Source organism: Halomonas sp. SCS19 (assembly GCF_040147015.1).
GTDB classification, from domain to species: Bacteria; Pseudomonadota; Gammaproteobacteria; order Pseudomonadales; family Halomonadaceae; genus Halomonas; species Halomonas litopenaei.
Map to the genome: position 1 here is coordinate 284,691 of NZ_JAMSHN010000001.1, position 20,013 is coordinate 304,703.

At 65.9% G+C, this 20,013-nt stretch carries 19 protein-coding genes; 4 read left to right on the plus strand and 15 right to left on the minus strand.

Annotated features, from left to right (window positions below; all coding sequences use genetic code 11):
- Nucleotides 1–128: 128 nt before the first annotated feature.
- On the minus strand, nucleotides 129–581 hold the full coding sequence (locus tag NFH97_RS01225) for a hypothetical protein (RefSeq protein ID WP_045993220.1): 453 nt from the start codon (nucleotides 579–581) through the stop codon (nucleotides 129–131).
- A 70-nt stretch (nucleotides 582–651) separates the two neighbouring features.
- On the opposite strand from NFH97_RS01225, the gene NFH97_RS01230 reads away from it, so the two are divergent.
- Nucleotides 652–2,835, plus strand: a complete 2,184-nt coding sequence (locus NFH97_RS01230) for a S9 family peptidase (protein WP_348827874.1) — start codon at nucleotides 652–654, stop codon at nucleotides 2,833–2,835.
- 57 nt (nucleotides 2,836–2,892) lie between these two features.
- Nucleotides 2,893–3,771, plus strand: a complete 879-nt coding sequence (locus NFH97_RS01235) for a COG3650 family protein (RefSeq protein ID WP_349624245.1) — start codon at nucleotides 2,893–2,895, stop codon at nucleotides 3,769–3,771.
- 97 nt (nucleotides 3,772–3,868) lie between these two features.
- On the opposite strand, the gene NFH97_RS01240 is transcribed toward NFH97_RS01235, so the two are convergent.
- The 6 genes from NFH97_RS01240 to NFH97_RS01265 all read right to left on the minus strand — a co-directional run bounded on the left by NFH97_RS01240 (nucleotide 3,869) and on the right by NFH97_RS01265 (nucleotide 9,797).
- Nucleotides 3,869–5,203, minus strand: coding sequence for a purine-cytosine permease family protein (locus NFH97_RS01240; protein ID WP_349624246.1), 1,335 nt, complete (start codon nucleotides 5,201–5,203; stop codon nucleotides 3,869–3,871).
- 209 nt (nucleotides 5,204–5,412) lie between these two features.
- Nucleotides 5,413–6,417 (minus strand): 5-oxoprolinase subunit C family protein, encoded by a 1,005-nt coding sequence (locus NFH97_RS01245; protein WP_349624248.1) that lies wholly within the window; start codon nucleotides 6,415–6,417, stop codon nucleotides 5,413–5,415.
- A complete protein-coding gene (locus tag NFH97_RS01250; RefSeq protein WP_349624250.1) occupies nucleotides 6,407–7,321 on the minus strand; it encodes a 5-oxoprolinase subunit B family protein in 915 nt (304 codons plus the stop codon). The genes NFH97_RS01245 and NFH97_RS01250 overlap by 11 nt, the downstream gene beginning before the upstream one ends.
- Nucleotides 7,318–8,706 (minus strand): acetyl-CoA carboxylase biotin carboxylase subunit, encoded by a 1,389-nt coding sequence (locus NFH97_RS01255; protein WP_349624251.1) that lies wholly within the window; start codon nucleotides 8,704–8,706, stop codon nucleotides 7,318–7,320. Before NFH97_RS01255 ends, NFH97_RS01250 begins: the two co-directional genes overlap by 4 nt.
- Nucleotides 8,703–8,960 carry an acetyl-CoA carboxylase gene (locus NFH97_RS01260; RefSeq protein ID WP_222516932.1) on the minus strand — a complete coding sequence of 86 codons (258 nt, stop codon included), beginning with the start codon at nucleotides 8,958–8,960 and terminating at the stop codon, nucleotides 8,703–8,705. Before NFH97_RS01260 ends, NFH97_RS01255 begins: the two co-directional genes overlap by 4 nt.
- Nucleotides 8,961–9,041: 81 nt before the next feature.
- Complete coding sequence (locus NFH97_RS01265; protein ID WP_222516931.1) at nucleotides 9,042–9,797, minus strand: 5-oxoprolinase subunit PxpA; 756 nt, start codon at nucleotides 9,795–9,797, stop codon at nucleotides 9,042–9,044.
- 132 nt (nucleotides 9,798–9,929) lie between these two features.
- Between NFH97_RS01265 and NFH97_RS01270 the strand changes: the two genes are divergently transcribed.
- Complete coding sequence (locus tag NFH97_RS01270) at nucleotides 9,930–10,838, plus strand: LysR substrate-binding domain-containing protein (RefSeq protein WP_045993213.1); 909 nt, start codon at nucleotides 9,930–9,932, stop codon at nucleotides 10,836–10,838.
- Between the two features lie 95 nt (nucleotides 10,839–10,933).
- Here NFH97_RS01270 and NFH97_RS01275 read toward each other — a convergent pair whose 3' ends face one another.
- The 6 genes from NFH97_RS01275 to dnaX all read right to left on the minus strand — a co-directional run bounded on the left by NFH97_RS01275 (nucleotide 10,934) and on the right by dnaX (nucleotide 16,453).
- On the minus strand, nucleotides 10,934–11,392 hold the full coding sequence (locus NFH97_RS01275) for a YcgN family cysteine cluster protein (RefSeq protein ID WP_045993212.1): 459 nt from the start codon (nucleotides 11,390–11,392) through the stop codon (nucleotides 10,934–10,936).
- A gap of 4 nt (nucleotides 11,393–11,396) precedes the next feature.
- The gene (locus NFH97_RS01280; protein ID WP_083970450.1) at nucleotides 11,397–11,699 is read right to left on the minus strand and encodes a YcgL domain-containing protein; all 303 of its coding nucleotides are present in this window, start codon (nucleotides 11,697–11,699) and stop codon (nucleotides 11,397–11,399) included.
- A 117-nt stretch (nucleotides 11,700–11,816) separates the two neighbouring features.
- On the minus strand, nucleotides 11,817–12,950 hold the full coding sequence (rnd, locus tag NFH97_RS01285) for a ribonuclease D (protein WP_045993211.1): 1,134 nt from the start codon (nucleotides 12,948–12,950) through the stop codon (nucleotides 11,817–11,819).
- 36 nt (nucleotides 12,951–12,986) lie between these two features.
- Entirely contained in the window at nucleotides 12,987–13,592 is a 606-nt protein-coding gene (gene recR / locus NFH97_RS01290) for a recombination mediator RecR (RefSeq protein WP_045993210.1), read from the minus strand.
- Between the two features lie 92 nt (nucleotides 13,593–13,684).
- Nucleotides 13,685–14,011 (minus strand): YbaB/EbfC family nucleoid-associated protein, encoded by a 327-nt coding sequence (locus NFH97_RS01295; RefSeq protein WP_045993209.1) that lies wholly within the window; start codon nucleotides 14,009–14,011, stop codon nucleotides 13,685–13,687.
- A gap of 39 nt (nucleotides 14,012–14,050) precedes the next feature.
- Nucleotides 14,051–16,453, minus strand: coding sequence for a DNA polymerase III subunit gamma/tau (gene dnaX, locus NFH97_RS01300; protein WP_349624252.1), 2,403 nt, complete (start codon nucleotides 16,451–16,453; stop codon nucleotides 14,051–14,053).
- Between the two features lie 281 nt (nucleotides 16,454–16,734).
- On the opposite strand from dnaX, the gene NFH97_RS01305 reads away from it, so the two are divergent.
- Entirely contained in the window at nucleotides 16,735–18,012 is a 1,278-nt protein-coding gene (locus NFH97_RS01305; RefSeq protein WP_349624253.1) for a hypothetical protein, read from the plus strand.
- Nucleotides 18,013–18,030: 18 nt separating this feature from the next.
- Here the strand turns inward: NFH97_RS01305 and NFH97_RS01310 are convergent, their stop codons facing one another.
- Together NFH97_RS01310 and NFH97_RS01315 are read right to left on the minus strand one after the other, a co-directional pair.
- On the minus strand, nucleotides 18,031–19,062 hold the full coding sequence (locus NFH97_RS01310; RefSeq protein ID WP_045993206.1) for a histone deacetylase family protein: 1,032 nt from the start codon (nucleotides 19,060–19,062) through the stop codon (nucleotides 18,031–18,033).
- Between the two features lie 205 nt (nucleotides 19,063–19,267).
- Nucleotides 19,268–19,996, minus strand: coding sequence for a tellurite resistance TerB family protein (locus tag NFH97_RS01315; protein WP_349624254.1), 729 nt, complete (start codon nucleotides 19,994–19,996; stop codon nucleotides 19,268–19,270).
- Nucleotides 19,997–20,013 lie beyond the last annotated feature (17 nt).

Genomic DNA, 20,013 nt, shown 5'->3' on the forward strand with positions numbered 1-20,013 from the left:
AACTCGCCCGGAATCTCCAGGCCGTGGGCGGTGGACGTCTTTTACATCCCCCTTCGACGTGTTCATCGATGGTCCACCGTTCACGGTGACCAGAGCGACGTCGCCGGCAGTTTCTAGCCGAACAGTTTCTAGCCGAGCACCGGCTCCTGACGCTCCCGCCCTTCTTCACGCGACGTCCCATGAGCCTCTGCGTCCTGGTCACGCGCCGCTGCAGCGGCCTCGGCCTTGCGCAGACGGCGACGACGGCCACTCCACCACAGTGCCAGTCCGAACAGCGCACCGATCGCCGCGCCGACGATGACGCGCGTGGCCGCCGGCACCAGCACGCCATTGTTGCCGTCCATGAAGGCGACCGCTGCCACCATGATGGCCGGCGCCTGACCGCTGTAGACCTGGCCTTCCTCGATCAACGGCAGTTCGAACATCGACGGCATCCACATCACGCCGGCCACTGCCCAGGTCAGCACCAGGCGTGGCAGGCGCGGTAAAAAAGCCAGTCCAAGGTAGCCAGCCAACAGTACGACCAGCGACAATGCGCCATAGATCAACCACAGCGTGGACATGGAATCCGAAATCAACATTGCATGCTCCAACCTGACGTGCGCGCCGCGCACAGATGAAATTTCTCTTGAGTATGGTACATCTCGCACCATGAAAGCACAGCCGCCAAATGCACCGGCCGCAGCAACTCGGGGCCCCGCCCTGGACTTCACGCGTCAGGACGATAACGCCTGGCACTGGCTCGAGAATCGCGACGATCCCGCCGTGAGTGACTTTCTCGAGGCCGCCAACCGCCAGGCCGACACCTGGTTTGCCCCTCTGGAATCCTTGATCGAGCGACTCTACCAGGGCCACCTGGCGCGGCGAGAGCTGGCCGTCAAGGGGCTGCCCAGTCGCCTGGACCACTTCACCCTGTGGAGCGAGACCGCCGCCGACGCCGACTATCCGGTCTGGTGGCGCCATCCCAACGATGCCCCGCAGTCGCGCGAGGTGTTCTTCGACCTCGAGGCCAGAGCGCAGGAGCACACCTTCCTCGAACTCGGTGACATGGCGCTGTCCCCGGACGAGCAGTGGCTGGCCTGGACCGAGGACACCCAGGGTGACGAGACCTATCGCCTGTTCATCAAGCGCCTGCCCGATGGCGCCGAGCATCGACTGCTGGACGACATCGGCCCTGAGCTGTGCTGGGCCGAGGACGGCCAGACCCTGCTGTTCACCCGCTACGACGCCACCCAGCGACCCGACAGCGCCTGGCGGCTCAGCCTGTCGCTGGATGCGGCCAGCGCAGACGCCAGGGTCGAGACCGACGAGCTGGTCCTGCGCGAGGACGACGCCGAGTTCTGGATCGGTCTGGGCAAGACCCGATCGCGGGCCTGGCTGACCATCGAGTCGGCCTCCAAGGACACCAGCGAGACCCATCTGGTTCCGGCCCACGCGCCAGCGACTCCCCCGCACTGCTTTCAGCCCCGTCGCCCGGGTGTCGAGTACGCCCTGGATCATCGTCCCGGTCACTTCTATGTGTTGCACAACGAAGGGCTGGTGCACTTTCAGCTGGAAGTGGAGAACGAAGACCGCTCCGGTCAGCGGCAAGTACTGGTGCCCCATCGCCAGGAGACCACCCTGGAGGGTGTCGATGCCTACGCCTGGGGCCTGGTGATCGCCGAACGCGACCACCTCGAGGCCCAGGTGCGCCTGCGTCGCCTCGAGTTCGACAGCAACCACAGCGTCACCCTCGACGCCCCCCTGCCCTGCTCGCCCGCACCGCTTAGCCTGGGGCTCGGCGACAGCCCACACTTCGACGACCGGATACTGCGCCTACGCGAGGAATCCTTCTGCACCCCGCCAAGCTGGTGGTCGCTGGATCTTGATAGCGGCGAGCGCCGACTGCTCAAGCGGCAGCCTCTGCACGGCGATCTGGCACCGGAAGACCTGCACTGCCAACGGTTGTGGGCCGAGTCCCACGACGGCGAGCGGGTGCCGGTGTCAGTGGTATGCCGCAAGGACCTGGCGAACCAGCCGCTGCCGACGCTGCTGTATGGCTACGGAGCCTACGGCGAGGCGCTGGATCCCTGGTTCTCGGTGTCTCGACTGGAACTGCTCCAGCGTGGAGTGGCCTTCGCGGTGGCCCACGTGCGAGGCGGCGGTGAGCGCGGCGAACCCTGGTACCTGGCCGGCAAGCTCGAGCACAAGCCCAACAGCTTCGAGGACTTCCTGGCCGCACGTGACGCCCTGGTCGACGCGGGTGTATCGAATCCCCAGCGTATCGTCGCCTACGGCGCCAGCGCCGGCGGTCTGCTGGTGGGCGCCAGCCTCAATCGCGCGCCACAGGCATTCTGCGCGGCGGTACTCGACGTGCCCTTTGTGGACGTCCTGCGTACCATGGAAAACCCGGACCTGCCGCTGACCACGGCGGAGTACACCGAATGGGGCAATCCCAGCCACGCTGCCGACGCCCGACGCATCGGCAGCTATTCACCGCTGGACAACCTCGATGCCGAGGCCTGGCCGCCGGTATTCCTGCAGGGTGGCTGGCACGATAGCCGTGTGCCCTACTGGGAGCCGGCCAAGCTCTACGCACGCCTGAGCCTGGCGAACGCCGAGCAGGCGGCACTGTCCAACCGGACAACCCTATTGAAGACCGACATGACGTCCGGTCACGGCGGCGCCTCGGGTCGTTTCAAGGCCTGGCGCGAAGGGGCACGCCAGGATGCCTTCGTGCTCTGGGCCCTGGACTTGCTGGATGCAGACCTGGTGAATGCGGACCTGATGGACAACTCTCCGGTCGAATCACCAAGGCCCCATCCCTGCTCCACCGACGAGAGCCCGCAGGCCTGACCGCACCTTTGGACGCCCTTGGCCGCTTTAGCGGCCACTTTCAGAATAAGGAATTTCATGAACGCCAAACCGATGCTCGCCCTCACCGCTGCGCTATGGCTCGGCACCTCCCTCGTCGGCTGCTCCGACGACAGCGATTCCGAGACGTCCGAGGGCGCGTCACAGCAGAGCGAAAACGTCACCTCCGGTAACGGTGGCGGCAGCAACGAGAGCGCGGACTCAGCCAGTGAAGACGACACCAGCGGCGAACAAGGCGACGACATCTCGGAGATGAGCCAGGCGGATCGCCGCGAGGCACTGGAGCAGTCCCTGCGCGCCAACTTTGATCCCCAGCTCGGCGAGATTCGCTACCTGGTCGGCTGGAGTGACCTGAACGACGATGGTCAGGACGAGGCCGTGGTCCACGTGGTCGGCCCGATGGTCTGCGGCACCGGGGGTTGCGATACCCTGATCCTCGAAGCCCAGGACGACGCCTACCGCGTCATCAGCGCCCAGCCCACCACCCAGCCTCCGATCCAGCTTGGCGAAGCATCTCACGAGGGCTGGCGAGACCTGGTGGTCAAGCGCCACCTGGCCGCCGATCAGCCGGCTCAGGCCCTGCACCTGCGCTTCGACGGCAGCAGCTACGTCGAAGCAGAGGGCAACGAAGGCGAGGCCGAGAACGCCACCGTCCTGATCGAAGACTTCAACAGCCTCGATGACGCCCGTCCGCTGTTCACCGGTGAGGGGGCCATGTCGGGGTCTCTCGAAGGTGACATGGAAGGCGAGATGGAAGAAGCGATGGAAAGCGAGCGTTCAGAGCCAGCGGTCGACCCCGACGCCGCCGCTACAGCCGCCGCACCGCAAGGTAGCGATGACGATCAGGCTGACCACGAAGGAGAAAGCACAGAAGAAGGCGACGACCGGCAAACGGACGCTAGCCACAGCGGCAATTGATCGCCAACACTCGGCGAAGCCTTCTTTGCCGACAAGGCGCCGGGCCTCTTCACGAGGCCCGGCGCTGTCGTTTCCCTATCTAGCCGGTCATAGCCGGTCAGGCGGCGGTGGCTCCATGCCTGGCCAGACCACGCCCCAGGACATGGATCCCCCAGGCCACCACAAAGGTCAGCGGTGCCGAGGCTCCGGCCAGACTCGGCGACAGCATCAGCGCGATGCCGACAATCGCCGCCAGGGCCCAGGCCGCCAGCCCCACAGGGTTGAAGGCGCTGATGTCAGCATCCAGATCGACCTCGAGACGCCCCTCCGGCGACAGGATATGGGCCAGTGCCACCCCCACCCAGGCCACCACGAACACGCCTTGATAGGCCAGGGCCGCCAGCAGGTAGCTGAACACGTCCGCCCGCATCAGCAGGTAGGCAAGCCCGCCCACCAGACAGCCGGCCAGGATCTTGTTGAGCTTGAGGCCCGTGAGCTTGCCGACGAAGGCCTCGAGATTGACCGTCGCCAGATAGAAGTTGGCGGTATTGATGCGGCTCTGGGTCACCCACACCAGCGCCAGCCCGCCGAGCCCCATCAACTCGAGCAGCCCCAGCACGATGGACGCCTCCGACAGGCCGTCGGTAGGTAGGCAGGCGTCGAGCAGGATCCCCACCACTCCGCTGAACACAAAGGTCATCAGATAAAAGGGAATGCCGAAGGTGACGCGGGCATGGAAGCGGCTATCCTCGACGCGACCGAAGCGGGCGTAGTCGAAGGTAAACATCATCAGCACCCAGACCCCCATGTAGTAGGCAAAGGTGGACAGCCAGCCGAAGGGACTGGCGCCTCCTTCGGGCACCCGGGAGAGCCAGCCGGAGGGATAGCCGAACTCGGCCATCGCCATGCCCACGGCGATCAGCATGCCGACGATGTACACCGGCAGCAGCACGCCATTGAACTTGTCGAGCCAGTGCTGGACGCTGCCGAAGATCAGCGAGACCCCGACCACCACCACGATCAGGGTAGCGCTGGCCATGCCGAGCGAGGGCGACCACTCGGACAGCACCAGCGCCATCACATAGCCTTCGAACACCGCGTAGTAGAGCGCGGTGGCAAAAAAGATCAGGGTCGCGATCATCGCTCCCAGATGACCGAACAGGACCCGGGAAAACAGCGCCACGGTCAGCCCGGTACGTATCGCATAGCGGCTGATCACCGCATTGATGACGCCGTAGCAGACCACCGTCAGGGCGATCCCGATCAGCGCGTTGGTGGTGCCGTAACTGCGGGCCATGGCGGCGGCCACCACCATGTAGAAGATGGCGCTGCATACCGCCCACCAGGCCATCATCAGATTGCCCCTGGGCATGCGTTGGTCCAGGGGCATGGGGCGGTCGGCGAAGTCGCCGGCGCCTTGCCCAGCCTTCTCGTGGGATGTCGTGTCGTTCATGGTTGTTGCCTCGTGCTGTTGTTGTGGTTGGACGAAGCCCCTTGGACCAAAAAGCCAGCCCATACCTCGGTGACAGGGCTCGAGTGACGTTCCGGGGAAGGGGAGCCCGGGCGGAGTCGACTGACTCCGCCGGGCAAAGTGGCAATTGCGGGAGTAAGTGAGACGGGATCGAAGCACTCAGGCTCTTGCCTTCGATCCTTTTCAGCCGGCTAGTCGAGCGCCTGACCCTGGGCCTGGCCCAGGGCGATGCGCAGCGCCTCCAGGCGCCCGGCGTAGGCCTTGCGTGCCTCCAGCGCCTGTTCGAGGGACACCTGTACGAAGCGCACCTTCTGGTGGGGCTGGATCTGGCCCACCAGATCCATGTCGGCGCTGATCACCGTGCCAACCATGGCGTAGCCACCGCCGGACACGGCGTCTCGGTGGAGAATGATCGGCTCGCTGCCGGCGGGCACCTGGATCGAACCGATGGGATAGCAGGCATCGACGATGTTGGACGGGTCGTCACCGGCCCCGAAGGGCGGCTCTCGCTCGATGAACCGAAGCGGTGTACCGCCCTTGAAGCGATAACCGATGCGATCGGCCTCCGAGGCCACGCTCCAGTCCTCCTGATAGAAGCGTTCCCTCGCCTCTTCCTCTAGCAGGTGGTCGTAAAGTCCGGGTACAACGCGCAACTCATAGTGCTTGGCAAAGCGCGGCACAAAGGCCTCGGGAAGACGCCGACCGACTGCCGCGCGGGTTGCGGCGTTCGATTGACCGACGGGCAGCACATCGCCCGCCTTGAGCGGACGCCCCTCGTAGCCACCGAGGGCGCCGAGCGCGTAGGTGCTGCGGCTACCCAGACGCTCGGGCACATCGATGCCGCCCTCCACCGCCAGGTAGAGCCGCGCCCCGGCGCGCACAAAGTCGAAACTCAGCACGCTGCCGGCGGGCACCTCAAGCACCTCGAAGTTGGGATGGGGCTGGCCATCGATCTTCGGCACCATTTCCGCGCCGCCGGTGGCGATACGGCAGGCCTGGGTAAAGCGCAGCTCCGGTCCCATCAGGGCGCACTCGAGCACCGCGGCGTCCTCGGCGTTGCCCAGCAGCAGGTTGGCCGAGCGCATGGCGAACTGGTCCATGGCGCCAGAGGGCGGAATGCCCAGGTGGTAATGACCGGCGCGTCCGGCATCCTGGACCGAGGTCGCAAGCCCCGGCTTGATCACTTCAATGCTCATTGAGCACCTCCTCGACGCGACGGGCCACGGCTTCGGGTGCATCGCGATATTCATCCAGGTCGAACACGAATGGCGCGGTTTTCGGGCGGAAGCGCCCGGCCTCGGCAGCGGCCACCATGGCGTCGTACTCGCTGCGATCGACGGGCCGATGCTTGACGATGTCCCCGGGGCGGAAATAGATCATCGAGTCGTCGATGTGGGGCTGGCTGCCGCTGGGATCGTAGATCGGCATGGGGGTCACCCCGAACATCTGATAGCCCCCGGCGCCGCGCACCGAGTAGATGCAGCTGAAGCAGCCGCCATAGCCGACGGTCTGCTTGGGCGTATCGGTACGAGGCCGCACGTACTTGGGCACCTCGATCTGGCGCTCTCGGGGCACCATCTGGTACATGAACGGCAGGCCGGCGACGAACCCCACCATGGACACGAACCAGGGACTGGCGCTGTGGGCCTCGATAAAGCCATCGACGCTGGCAAAGCCGTTGATCCTGGCGGCGTACTCCAGGTCGGTGCCTGACGGGTCCTGGTGGCGATCGCGAAAGCGCATCAGCGTCTCGTGGGTCCAGGGGTCGTTGTAGAGCACCGGCACCTCCACCACCCGGGTCTCCAGGCGCTGAACCTGCTGGCCGAGCACCTCGGCATCGATCTGCTCCAGAGTCTCGATCAAGCGTGACAGCGGCAGCCGGTCAGGATCGTAGCGAACCTGATAGGAGGCGTTGGCGGGACAGATCTCGGTCACCCCGGGGATCTCGCGCTCGGCAAGCCGACTGGTGATCGACACCCCGCGAAAGAAGGCTTCCAGGTTCATCGCCTCGGACAGTTCGACGAACAGAAACTCGTCACCGGCGGCGCTGTAGCGTGCGGGCTTGGCCTGCCCGGGGTCACGCTGGGAGGATGGTTTCATGACGCTTGCTCCTGTACTGATGGCGCTGACGCCGCCGATGCTGTGTCTAGCCAGAGCTCCAGGGTGCCGGTATGGAAGTCGCCGCGACGTACCGCTTCGTCCGAAACCAGCCGACGATGCAGCCCCGCCGTGGTGGTGAAGCCCTCCAGCGTGAACTCGTCGAGGGCACGGCCGGCACGGACCAGCACCGAGGCGCGATCCTCGTCCCAGACGACCAGCTTGGCCACCAACGAGTCATAGAACGGCGGCATCCTGTAGCCCTCGTACAGGGCGCTGTCGACGCGTACTCCCGGGCCGGTGGGCCAGATCAGTCGCTCGACCTGCCCCAGCGACGGAAAGAAGCCATTGTCCGGGTCTTCCGCGTTGATACGCATCTCCACGGCCCAGCCACGTATCGCGATATCGTCCTGGACTACCCCCAGCGGCTCACCCAGGCATACCCTGAGCATCGCCCGCACCAGATCGACCCCGGTGATCATCTCGGTGACCGGATGCTCCACCTGGATGCGGGTATTCATCTCGATAAAGAAGAACTCGCCGCTGTCATCGTCGTACAGGTACTCAAGCGTCCCGGCGGCCTTGTAGCCGACGTGCTCGGCGAGCGCCACCGCGGAGGCGCAGAGGCGCTCGCGGGCGGCATCACCCAGCGCCGGCGACGGGCTTTCCTCGAACACCTTCTGACGCCGTCGCTGCAACGAGCACTCCCGCTCGTACAGATGCACGGCACGCTCGCCGTCGGCCAGGATCTGCACCTCGATATGCCGCGCATGCTCGATAAAGCGCTCGAGATAGACGCTGTCATCGCCGAAGGCGGCTCGCGCCTCGCTCTGGGCCAGAGGCAGCTGGGCGCGGAGTTCCGCCTCGTCGGCGGCGGTACGAATACCGCGCCCGCCGCCACCGGCGGCGGCCTTGATCAGCAGTGGATAGCCGACCTCGAGTGCAACCTTCACCGCCTCCTCCACGTCGGCTACCGCCGACGGCGACCCCGGCACCACCGGAACACCTGCGGCCAGTGCGGTGCGCCTGGCCTCGGCCTTGTTGCCCATACGCTCGATCAGTTCGGCGTCGGGGCCGACGAAGATCATGCCAGCCTCGACCACACGGCGCGCGAAGTCGGCGCTCTCCGACAGGAAGCCGTAGCCGGGATGGACCGCCTCGGCACCGACTTCCCGGGCTGCCGCCAGGATCGCCTCGATGTTCAGATAGCTCTTGGCGGCCTGGGCCGGGCCGATACATACCGCCTCATCGGCCAGTTTGACCGCCAAGCTGTCGGCGTCGGCCTCACTGTGGGTGACGATGCTGGTCAGGCCGAGTTCGCGGGCGGCGCGCACCACCCGCACGGCGATCTCACCGCGATTGACGATCAACAGACGGGTCGCGTTCATGCCTCGCCCTCCGACACGTCGATGACCAGGATGTCCTGACCGGCTTCCAGCACATCGCCGTCATCCACCTCGATGGACACGATCTGGCCTGTCACCTCGGCCTTGAGTTCGCAGAATTGCTTCATCACTTCGAGCAGGCCGATGGTGTCGCCGGCCTGGACGCTATCACCCGGGGACACGAAGGCCTCGGCCTCGGGCGAGGGACGGCGATAGAAGACGCCGGGAAAGGGGGCTTGCTGTGTTTGCTGGGACATGAGGTCTCTCGCTTGTCATTGGAATTAATTTGCGCTGAACACGATCAAGGTGAAGATGGCTGTGGCCAGGCGGCCGCAGGCTCAGGGAGCCTTGAGCTCGATGCCGGCATCGGCCAGCCGGCGGCGGATGGCGTCGAGCATCTCCAGCGCCCCGGGGGAATCGCTGTGCAGACACACCGACTGAAAGCTGACCGGTACACGCTTGCCGCTGGCGGTCTCGACCACGCCCTCGCGGGCCGCCAGCAGCACCTTCTCGGCCACCGTTTCGGGGTCGAGGCGCTGCACCTGCCGGACAAAGACGATGGAACCCTGATCGTCGTAGTCACGATCGGCGTAGAACTCGTGGACGCGCTGGATGCCTTCGGCCTCGGCGACGCGATCGATCACCGACCCTGCCAGGCAGTAGATCGGCAGATTGGCGTCGATGGTCATCAGTGCGCGGCATAGCGCCGTGGCGAAGCCCTCGTCCCTGGCCGCGTGCATGAACAGGGCCCCGTGAAGCTTCAGGTGATGAAGGCCTAGGCCCTCCCGGGCGGCCAGTTCGCGCAGGGCGCCGAGCTGATAGATGACGTCATTGACCAGTTCATCGGCGGCGGCGTGAATATGCCGGCGACCAAAGCCGACCAGATCGCGAAATCCTGGGTGGGCCCCCACCGCGACCCCGTGCTTCGCCGCCTGACGCAGGCTATGGGACATGATGGTGGGATCGCCGGCGTGAAAGCCGGTGGCGATATTGGCGGAACTGATGCCGGCCATGATGCGATCGTCGATGTCTCCGCCGATGCGCCAGGCGCCGAATCCCTCCCCCATGTCGGCATTGAGGTCCAGTGTTGTCATTGTGGGTCTCCTCGCGGGTGTTCCATCGTTGTATATGAGAGACGCCACTGATTGGAAATACCAATTCTTGTTTGGCATTATCAAAAAATCCGAATAACAGGTTCGAACAACAGAACTTGAGGGAGATCTCACATGGCGCGCAGTCCTTCCCTTCGCAAGCTGCGCTACTTCGTGGCGGTGGCGGAAAGCGGCAAGGTGACCCAGGCCGCGGTGGACCTGAACGTGTCCCAGTCGTCGATCACCACCGGGGTGCGGGAAATCGAGGACGAGCTGGGCGTCAAGCTGTTCGACCGACAGGCCCAGGGCATGGTGCTGACCCGCGAAGGCACGCGTTTTCTCGACCGGGTCAGACACGTCTTCCAGGCGGTGGACGAGGCCTTCGACTCGACCCGGGTGCACTCGCCGACGCTGGAGGGACGCCTCGATCTGGCCATGAGCTATACCGTGGCGGGTTACTTTCTTCCGCCGCTGCTGGCACAGTTTCAACGTCGCTATCCCGGTGTGACGGTACGCCTGCACGAGGCCTCGAGGCCGACGATCCAGGCCGGCCTGCTCGGCGGGCGCTTCGATCTGGCCATCATGTTGATCTCCAACCTTGAACCGGGTGCCCCGCTGGCCCAGCACCTGCTGATCCGATCGCCCCGCCGCCTGTGGGTCGCCAGCCACCACCCTCTTCACGGCAGGCGCGACGTTGGCCTGGCCGACGTCGCCCGCGAGCCCTATATCATGCTCAACGTCGACGAGGCCGAGCAGACCGCACTGCGCTACTGGGCACCATCGGGACTCGGTCCACAGACGCTGTTCAGCACATCCTCGGTGGAAGCGGTGCGCTCCCTTGTCGCCAGCGGCTCGGGCGTCAGCATCCTGTCGGATATGGTCTATCGGCCCTGGTCGCTGGAGGGCCGACGCATCGAGCACATCGACCTGGCCGACCCCATCCCGACCATGGACGTGGGCTTCGCCTGGGACCGCAAGAGAGCACTGTCGCCGCCGGCCCAAGCGTTTCGCGACGCCCTGATCGAGGCCATGGCGGCGGGCTGACGGCACGCCAGGTACCAGGGGCATGCCACAACGCAAGCGACCTCCCGAAGGAGGTCGCTATCAGAGATTGCAGGTGGCGTTGCCACAAGAGGCGTTCAGCCCTCGACCGGGATCACTGCGATGATGTGGTCCTCGAGGTCGGCCTCGTCCACCTCGGTCTCGGGGATGGCGAAGCTGCGCACGCTGATACCCTTGCGGTGGACCCGCTCGGGATCACCGCAGATCAGATGGTGCCAGCCGGCGAGCTTTCGTCCCTCGGCCAGCCGTCGGTAGGCGCAGGAGTGCGGCAACCACTTGAACTGGTGGGCGAGCTCGGGCGTCAGTTGGGTGCAGTCCGGCACCTTGGCGAGGCGATTGTCATAGTCGCTGCAGCGGCAGCTGTGGGTATCGAGCAGCCGGCAGGACAGGCCCAGCACCGCCAGATCGCCGGTGTCCTCGTCCTCGAGCTTGCGCAGGCAGCACTGGCCGCAGCCATCGCACAGCGCCTCCCATTCCTGCTGGGTCAGCTCATCGAGCGCGTAGCGCTCCCAGAAACGTTCTCTCAGCTCGGCCATGACGTCAGTAGCGGGCTTCGGTGGGGGTGCGATACAGGTCCAGCAGATACTCGTCCTTGGCCGGCGGCATCTGAAAATAGAACCCCTTTTCCTCGATCGCCGCCATCACCTCGGCGCCGCTGGCGCGCGCCAGCGCCTTGTCGGCGGTGAGGATCATGGTCATCACCGATACCGGCGTGCCGAAGCGCTCCATCAGCGCTTCGGGGACCCGCTTGAGCCCCTCGCGCTTGTCCACGTAGAGATACATCTCGTCCTTGCGCGAGCTCTTGAATATCTCGCACAGCATCTTGCCCTGCATCGTCGTCATGTCGGTCTCATCGGGCGCCACCTGGGCTGCCCTGTCGGTCTGGTGGGCGTCCTTTCGATTCATCGAACGCCTCGTCGTTGCTGTTAGTGTTTCGTCAGCCTGGTCGAGTCCTTCTTTCTAGCCGGCTTGGGCCAACTCCCCCAGGGCTCCTTCAAGGCGCTCATTAAGTCGTTCGCCACGCCAGCCACTGGGCAGCGGCAGCGGCTGGTTGCGCAGGCTGGCGGTGACCAGGGCTTCCAGCTCACGCCGGCGCAGCAGCACCTCGGGGGCGACGCCCAGCGACTCGGCGTCGAGATTGACCACCTTCTTGAGCGCCTTCATGCGCGCCTTGAACGGCGGCAAGGTTGGTGCCAGTGGCGCAGGTGCGAGCTCCGAGACCTCTCGGTGGGCGGCCTGCTTGACCATCGCCAAGAGGGTGTCGCCCTCTCGCTTGATCAGGGTCGGCTTGACGCCCTCCACCGCCGCCAGGTCATGACGGTTGGCCGGCATCTTCTCGGCGATGGCGTAGAGCACACGATCCTGAATCACCCAGTTGCGCGGCAGGTCCCTGGCCCGGGCCTCGCCCTCGCGCCAGGTGGTCATCAGGCGGTAGGCCTCGACCTGACGCGGGGCCAGCCGCCATAGCTGACGCTGGCGCAGGTACCACTGGCCGTCGCTTTCGCTGGAGCGCTGCGACTGGGCCACCAGGTCGGTACAGTCCTCCAGCACCCACTCGAGTCGACCGTGGCGCTCCAGCGACTCACGCTGGTGCTGCCACACCATCAGCAGGTAGACCACGTCCAGCGCCGCGTAGCTCAGCTGGGAATCGCTCAGGGGGCGCTCCAGCCAGTTCGAACGGGTCTCTTCCTTGGGCAGCGTCTCGCCCACCCAGAACTCCACCAGCCGCTGGTAGCCCATGGCGGCGTCTTCGCCCAAGAGCCCCTGGGCCACCTGGGTGTCGACCAGCGGCGTCGGCGCGACCCCGGCCCAGTGGCCGAATACCTCGAGGTCCTCGCTGCTGGCGTGCAGGAGCTTCAAGGCGTCATTGGTCAGCAGTTGCCGGCAACGCTCGGTGCAGGCGACCTCCAGCGGGTCGATCAGATAGGTGGCGTCGCCACCGTAGATCTGGATCAGTGCGGGAACCGGGTGAAAGGTCTTCTCGCGAAAGAACTCCGTGTCCAGCGCCAGTACCGGTGCCTGGGACAGCGCCTGGCAGGCGTCGTCGAGAGCGTCGGCGCTATCGATCCATCGAATATCAGGGATTACAGGCATTCAAGCATCCATTTGAGGCAACAACGTTCGCCCGACTTATTCACTGTCGAAGGGCAGGCGACCGGAAAAGGCGCGGCTCAAGGTCCCGCCGTCGACGTACTCGAGCTCACCCCCCATGGGAACACCATAGGCCAGACGCGACAGACGTGCACCGTGGCGCTGGATCTGGGTGGCGATATAGTGGGCGGTGGCTTCGCCTTCCACGGTGGGATTGGTCGCCAGCACCACCTCCTCGATCAGACCTTCTTCCATCAGGGTCTCGAGCTGATCGAGACCGATGTCCTCGGGCCCGATACCGTCCAGCGGCGACAGGTGGCCGTGCAACACGAAGTAACGTCCCTGAAAGCCGCCGGCCTCCTCGATGGCCAGCATATCCGCCGGCGACTCGACCACACACAGCAGGCTGTCGTCCCGACGCGCGCTCTGACAAAGCCCGCACAGCGGCTCTTCGGTCAGGGTCCGGCAGCGCTGGCAGTAGCCTACCCTTTCGACCGCCTCACGCATCACCTCGGCCAGACGCTGGCCGCCTTCACGCTGGCGCTCCAGCAGGTGCATGGCCATGCGCTGGGCGGTCTTGGGCCCGACGCCCGGCAGCACGCGGAGTGCGTCCATCAATTGCTCGACCAGGGGAGAAAAACTCATGGGCAAACTCGTCCAGCGCCGGGCAAACACTGCGTCCGGCGGATACACTCTCGCCCAGGCCAGTCGCTGGCCCGGGTCGCGTCAGGGTCGGCTTAGAACGGCATCTTGAAGCCGGGCGGCAGGTTGAGGCCCGAGGTCACCTCTTCCATCTTGGCCTTGGAGCTGGTCTCGACCTTGCGCACGGCGTCGTTGACCGCAGCGGCCAGCAAGTCCTCGAGCAGTTCCTTGTCCTCTTCCATCACCGACGGGTCGATCTCGACCTTGCTGACGTCATGGCGGCCGTTCATGGTCACCTTGACCATGCCGGCGCCGGCTTCACCCAGCACCTCGGCCTTGGCGATTTCTTCCTGGACCCGCTGCATCTTGTCCTGCATTTCCTGGGCCTGTTTCATCAGGTTACCCATTCCACCTTTCATCATGGTCCGATCCTCTCGTTTTAAACTGTCAGGCGCAGACGCTCAGCGTCTGGCCTTGCGGGTCTCGCCGGCGGGGGTCACGGTGGACTCCACCAGCCTGGCGCCGAATGTCTGCTGCAATTGTTGAATATGGGGATCACGCTTCAAGGCCTCAACCGCTTCGGCGTGGCGTTCCGCTGCCAGGCGTTCGGCCATCTGCCGCGGAGTCTCGACGCTGGTGTCGAGCTGACGCACCTCGATCTCGAGTCGACGGGGATACCCCAGGGCCTCGAGGGCATCGCGAATCCGGTTCTGGTGAACCTCGGCGTTCATCGCCGATTGCGACGGGTCCAGATGCAGATGTAGCCGTTCACCGTCGTCGGCGGCCACCACGCAGTGGGCGGCAAGGTTACGGGTCAGGCCCGACACGCCAAGATCATCGAAGTGGGCCAGCCAGGCGCTGTGAGTCAGCGCCCCTGTCGGCATCGCGGTAGTCTCGCCAGCGGCGGGCTCTGCGGCGTGCTGCTGGTGCTGCGAGGCCTCGTCGACCATCGCCTCGGCCGCCATCGCCTCTGCAGCCATCTCCTCGACCTCGGCGTCGGGCTCAAGGCTTGGCTCGGGGCTGGGCTCTGCGCTTGGCTCTAAGCTTGGCTCTAAGCTTGGCCCAAAGCTTGGCTCAGGGCTGGGCTCTTCGCTACTCGCTTCGCTCCCGGCGACCGCAGGCGTTTCGGCCAGGTGCGGTTCAACCGGGTGCGGTTCGGTCGGGAGCGGTTGGTCCTGAGTGGACGCCATCGCTTGCCCGGCCTGGGCCTCGGCGGACGGCGTCTCGGCCAGGCCGACCGGCTCATTCGAGGCGGTCGGTGCCGGCTCGCTGGCGACGGCGGTGGGCGCCTCAGCGCCCGGCGTAGGGTCCTCGGGAGCACCGCCCTCCCAGGGCGGCGGCACGTCACTGGCGTGGTTGTTCGCACGATAGTCGGCTTCGCCGCCACTATCATCGCGACTGTCTGGCGCCTCACCCGGCATGGGCGCAGGCCCATCGACGGGCGCCGGCGCGGCATCGACACTGGCCTCGACCGGCGCCGCCGTGTGCGCCTGGGTCTCGGACGGGGATGGCGCACCAGGCTCGGGCTGTGATTCAGGCTGCGGTGCGGGCTGAACGTGAGGTTGAGCCTCGGGCTGAGTCTGAGCCTGGCCGTGAGGCTGAGCTTGGTTCTGGGCTTGGCTCTGAACTTGGGTCTGAATTTGGCTCTGAACTTGGGGCTGCGGTTCGCTCCGAGAGTCAGGCTGCGCGGCAGACGGTGAACCCGCCTGCGGCGCTGCCTCGCCGCGCATCGGCAGCGGCGTCCGGGCGGGCCTGGGCACGCCCTGGGGACGAAACGCCAGCATCCGCAGCAGGGTCATTTCCAGGGCGGTACGCAGGTCTGGGGCGTGGGCCATGTCGGCACGTCCCTGTACCCCGATCTGATAGTAGAGCTGCACGTCCTCGGCGGCGAAGCGCCCGGCCAGTTCAAGCAGCGCCTGACGGTCGCCGTGACCGTTGTCCAGCGCCAACGGCACCATCTGACCGATCGCCAGGCGGTGCAGCACCGCCGTCAGATCGTCGAGCACCGCACCGAAGTCCGGACCCTGCTCGGCCAGGCTCGCCACCTCCTGGAGCAGCCGCGCGGCGTCCACCTCGGCCAGCGCCTCGATCAGCGCCAGCACGTGGCGATGGTCGAGGGTACCGAGCATGGCGGCGACGTCGGCGTGGCGGACCTCACCCTGGCCGAAGGCGATCGACTGGTCGGTCAGACTCATGGCATCGCGCATGGAGCCGGCGGCGGCCTTGCCCAGCAGCCACAGTGCAGACTCCTCGAAGGGTACCTGCTCGGCTTCCAGCACCTTGGACAGGTGGCCGACGATACGCTCCGGCGGCATATGCTTGAGGGTAAACTGCAGGCAGCGCGACAGCACCGTGGGCGGCAGCTTCTGCGGATCGGTGGTCGCCAGCAGGAACTTCACATGGGGCGGCGGCTCTTCCAGGGTCTTCAGCAGCGCATTGAAACTGCTGGTGGAGAGCATGTGCACCTCATCGATGAGGTACACCTTGTAGCGCCCCTGGGTCGGCGCGTACTGAACATTGTCGAGCAGCTCGCGGGTGTCCTCGACCTTGGTCCGGGAGGCGGCGTCGACCTCGATCAGGTCGACGAAGCGGCCCTGGTCGATGGACTGACAGCTATCGCAACGGCCACAGGGGGTCGAGGTCACGCCGTCGTCACCTTCCCCCTTGTCGGTGCAATTGAGGCACTTGGCCAGGATACGCGCCAGGGTCGTCTTGCCGACACCTCGGGTCCCGGTGAACAGGTAGGCATGGTGCAGGCGGCCCTGGTCCAGGGCATTGACCAACGCCCGCTGGACATGCTCCTGCCCCACCAGTTCATGGAAGGTGCGAGGCCGCCATTTGCGGGCCAGTACCTGATAGCTCATTGAACGTTCTTTCCTGCGGCTGGGCTTTGGGCCAGGCGACCCGCTGAGACAACGCGGCGGGAGCGAGGCGGCGTGGCGGTCACGCGACGGTGTTTCCCGCCCGATGGTCGTGGCATTCTACCGGGTGGGGCCTTGGGCGCAAAGGCCAAGGGGGTTCACGCCGTTGAAGCGGCACCTCACGCCTGTTCGCCCGCCTGGCATTACTCGCATCCGCCACTGGTGAGAGGTACCCGCAGCCAACCGACGGTCGCGTCCCGCCCTCTCTTGTCACAGGACCCTTCATGCCTGACTCCGTGCTCACCTCCTCTGAGACGCCCCCCACCGCGAAGCGGCGGCTATCGCCCTCACGGCGACTGAAGGTGCTGCTGACGCTGGCCATCGTCGCGGTGATGGCGCTGTCCTGGCTCGATGTGCTCGACCGTGCGACCCAGCGCCAGGTCGAGGGCGCCACTACCCAGGCGCTGCTCGCCTTCGCTGCCGCCCGCGGGCTCAATGCGGGCATCTCGGTGCTGCAGTCCACCGAGATGGGCGTTGGCGTGTCGACCCATCCCTTCGAGGCGCTGGACCCCTTCAACGACCTGGTGGAGGACTATGCCAGCGTGATGAAGCTGGCCATCGGCTCACTGATCGGCCAGATCCTGCTGCTGGAAATCACCGGCTCGCTGATGTTCAAGATTGCCTTGAGCCTGGCCGGGGCATTGCTGATCCTGTGCCTGTGGCGAGATTGGCGGCTGACGCCACTGGCGTGGAAGGCCTTCGCACTGATCGGACTTGGCCGGTTTCTGCTGCTGTTGACACTGGTGGCCAGCACCCTGGTGGACCAGGCCTTTCTCGATGAGCGCACCAGCGCCAGCATGGCCGAGGTCCAGGGCCTGTCCGAAGAGGTCCAGGCCACCGGCCTGGCAGAGGCCGGCGATGCCCTGACGCCACAGCAGCGCGAGCGGCTTGAGGCCGAGATGGCCGATACCGACCAGCGGCGCCAGCAACTGCGCGAATCGCTGATCGAGACCAATCGACAGATCGGCAAGGCCGAGGACGCGGTGGACCAGAGTCGCGGTCGGCTGTCGCTGTTGACCGCCCGGCTGAGTCTGACCGAGCGCCTCAACCCCTTCCACGACAACCCCGAGATCGAGCGCCTCGAACAGCAGCTTGGCCAACGGCGACAGCGCCTGGCCGAGCTCACCGACGAGCGCGAGAATCAGCTCGCCGAGCTCGCCGCCGTGGACCGCGAACGCGATACCCTGCGCCGTCGCCTTGCGGGCGAGGACCCGGACGAAGGTCTGTTCGACGGCCTGGCCGAGCGCATCGGAGCCCTCACCGACGGCCTCAGCATCAGCGCCATTCAGAGCCGGATCGAATCCGGCACCAACGCCATCCTCCAGTTGATGGCGCTGTTTGTGATGCGCACCCTGGTGATTCCGCTGCTGTTTCTATGGCTTGGGCTGAAGCTGTTCAAGGGGCTGTATTCGCGGCCCGGGGCATCCCTTCGCCTGCCGCCACCCAGGCAGGAGCGGGTGATCCATCCGCCGCCCCAGGCAGACGTCGAGTCGCGAGACTGAACGCCGCCCCCTGGAAGCCTAGGCGCCCTGGAAGCCCTGGAGCACCTTGGCCACATTAATACCGATCTCCTCCACCGCGTAGCCGCCCTCCATCAGGATGACGGTGGGCAGGCCCAGGCTCGCCAGCCGACGCCCCATGTCGAGGAAGTCATCGCTCTTGAGGCGGAAGCTCGAGATGGGGTCGCCTTCGAAGGTATCGACACCCAGCGACACCACCAGAAGGCTTGCCTGCTTGTCGCTGATCTCGGCCAGGGCAAGCTCCAGGCGCTCGCGCCAGGTGGCATAGTCGGTACCCGGCGGCAGCGGATAGTTGACGTTGTAGCCAAGCCCCGGCCCCTCGCCCTTCTCGTCGGCGTGGCCGAGATAGTAGGGAAAGCACTGGTCCGGGTCGCCGTGGATCGACTGGGTCAGGACATCGTCACGGCCATAGAAGATCTGCTGGGTGCCGTTGCCGTGGTGGAAGTCGACGTCGAGGATCGCCACCCGAGCGTGACCATCGTCGAGCGCACGCTGGGCCACGATGGCCGCATTGTTGAAAAAGCAGTAGCCGCCGAACTGATCACTGGCGGCGTGATGACCCGGCGGGCGGCACAGGCCAAAGCTGGGCTGGCCGCTGGAAGCGGTGTGCTCGTAGGCCGACAGCGCCACGTCCTTGCTGGCCATCGCCGCCTCGAAGGTACCGGGGGAGATCGAGGTGTCGCCACCGAGGGCATAGTAGCCGAGCTTGCCGCCGACATGGCCGGGAATACGATCTTCGCGCATGGTACGCGTCGGCCAGATGGTAGGGATGGCCTCGCCGCCGTGACCGGCGGCCTGCCATTCGTCCCAGCAGGTCGAGAGAAACTCGACGTAGGCTGCATCATGCACCGCCAGCACCGGCGCCAGGCCGTGCTCCCTCGGCGCGGCGACCGGTCCGACACCGCTGTCACGGAGCTGTGCGAGCACCAGGTCGACCCGCTCGGGGCACTCGAAGGGGGTCATCAGCTGGCCATCGTGGAGTTCGGTCCTGGCACGACGCAGCTTGGTCGCTTCACTGTGGTACACCTGCATGCTTGCATTATTCCTTTTGTTGACCGGCGACGGGTTGACCGACAACGCCTTCAGCGCAAATCGGCCGAACGTATTGTGCCGCCGGGCCCGTCAACAAGGGAAGCCCGGCGACCGGCGCCGGGCTTCATCATCAAAAGGCTTTTCTGTCAGGCCTCTTGTCAGAGCTTGTCCGAGGGCTTCTCAAGTGGTCGTGCGTGACGGTGGCTCAGCCCTGCCCCTCGAGCTGACGTTCCAGTTCGCGACGCACGTTCTCGTCCAGCGACAGCGCGGTGCCCAGCTCGTCCAGCCAGGCACGCTCCATGGCATTCTGGTCGTCGATCACCGCGGCGCTGGCCAGGTACATCTCCCGCGCCGCCTGGGGCGAGTCGGCCTGACTGGCCAGGGCCTGGGCGTCCAGCGGTGCCTGGAGCTGACGCTCGACCCAGGCATGCAGCTCATCATCGGCCCCGAGCTGCTGAATCTGCTCGCTGATCAGGGCGCGCTCCTGGGCGTCGATGTGGCCGTCGGCCCGGGCCGCCATGATCACCGCCTGCAATACCTCCAGGCTACGCCGTTCCTGGGCCTCGCCGCCGAGCTCCTCCAGCGGAGCCCCTTCACCGGATTGAGCCCCCTGAGACGCGGGGGTGGCCTCGTCACCGCCACGGGACTTCTGCCAGGCCTTCCAGGCCAGCATGCCGACGCCGGCGATGGCACCGTACTTGATCGCCTTGCCGCCCATGCTGCGGCCGCGCTTGGACCCCATCAGCATGCCTAGCGCACCGCCGCCGAGCAGGCTCTTCATGTCCATGCCGCCGCCACCGCTGGACGACGACGATCCCCCGGACAGCTGGGACGAGACGCTGTTGATCAGCCCCTGCACGTCGAAGCCGCCCTTTCCGGAAGACGAACCGCCGGCCTGTTTCATCAGTTGGTCGAGCAGGTACTTGGCATTCATATCGCACTCCTCCTTGG

What these genes read in the sequence shown, in the direction of transcription:
- NFH97_RS01295 (WP_045993209.1), bottom strand. Translation starts at nt 14,011, where the DNA reads ATGATGAAAGGTGGAATGGGTAACCTGATGAAACAGGCCCAGGAAATG.
- dnaX (WP_349624252.1), bottom strand. Translation starts at nt 16,453, where the DNA reads ATGAGCTATCAGGTACTGGCCCGCAAATGGCGGCCTCGCACCTTCCAT.
- NFH97_RS01275 (WP_045993212.1), bottom strand. Translation starts at nt 11,392, where the DNA reads ATGGCCGAGCTGAGAGAACGTTTCTGGGAGCGCTACGCGCTCGATGAG.
- rnd (WP_045993211.1), bottom strand. Translation starts at nt 12,950, where the DNA reads ATGCCTGTAATCCCTGATATTCGATGGATCGATAGCGCCGACGCTCTC.
- NFH97_RS01260 (WP_222516932.1), bottom strand. Translation starts at nt 8,960, where the DNA reads ATGTCCCAGCAAACACAGCAAGCCCCCTTTCCCGGCGTCTTCTATCGC.
- NFH97_RS01245 (WP_349624248.1), bottom strand. Translation starts at nt 6,417, where the DNA reads ATGAGCATTGAAGTGATCAAGCCGGGGCTTGCGACCTCGGTCCAGGAT.
- NFH97_RS01310 (WP_045993206.1), bottom strand. Translation starts at nt 19,062, where the DNA reads ATGCAGGTGTACCACAGTGAAGCGACCAAGCTGCGTCGTGCCAGGACC.
- NFH97_RS01250 (WP_349624250.1), bottom strand. Translation starts at nt 7,321, where the DNA reads ATGAAACCATCCTCCCAGCGTGACCCCGGGCAGGCCAAGCCCGCACGC.
- NFH97_RS01255 (WP_349624251.1), bottom strand. Translation starts at nt 8,706, where the DNA reads ATGAACGCGACCCGTCTGTTGATCGTCAATCGCGGTGAGATCGCCGTG.
- NFH97_RS01315 (WP_349624254.1), bottom strand. Translation starts at nt 19,996, where the DNA reads ATGAATGCCAAGTACCTGCTCGACCAACTGATGAAACAGGCCGGCGGT.
- NFH97_RS01235 (WP_349624245.1), top strand. Translation starts at nt 2,893, where the DNA reads ATGAACGCCAAACCGATGCTCGCCCTCACCGCTGCGCTATGGCTCGGC.
- NFH97_RS01240 (WP_349624246.1), bottom strand. Translation starts at nt 5,203, where the DNA reads ATGAACGACACGACATCCCACGAGAAGGCTGGGCAAGGCGCCGGCGAC.
- NFH97_RS01305 (WP_349624253.1), top strand. Translation starts at nt 16,735, where the DNA reads ATGCCTGACTCCGTGCTCACCTCCTCTGAGACGCCCCCCACCGCGAAG.
- NFH97_RS01230 (WP_348827874.1), top strand. Translation starts at nt 652, where the DNA reads ATGAAAGCACAGCCGCCAAATGCACCGGCCGCAGCAACTCGGGGCCCC.
- NFH97_RS01280 (WP_083970450.1), bottom strand. Translation starts at nt 11,699, where the DNA reads ATGACGACGATGCAGGGCAAGATGCTGTGCGAGATATTCAAGAGCTCG.
- NFH97_RS01270 (WP_045993213.1), top strand. Translation starts at nt 9,930, where the DNA reads ATGGCGCGCAGTCCTTCCCTTCGCAAGCTGCGCTACTTCGTGGCGGTG.
- NFH97_RS01265 (WP_222516931.1), bottom strand. Translation starts at nt 9,797, where the DNA reads ATGACAACACTGGACCTCAATGCCGACATGGGGGAGGGATTCGGCGCC.
- recR (WP_045993210.1), bottom strand. Translation starts at nt 13,592, where the DNA reads ATGAGTTTTTCTCCCCTGGTCGAGCAATTGATGGACGCACTCCGCGTG.
- NFH97_RS01225 (WP_045993220.1), bottom strand. Translation starts at nt 581, where the DNA reads ATGTTGATTTCGGATTCCATGTCCACGCTGTGGTTGATCTATGGCGCA.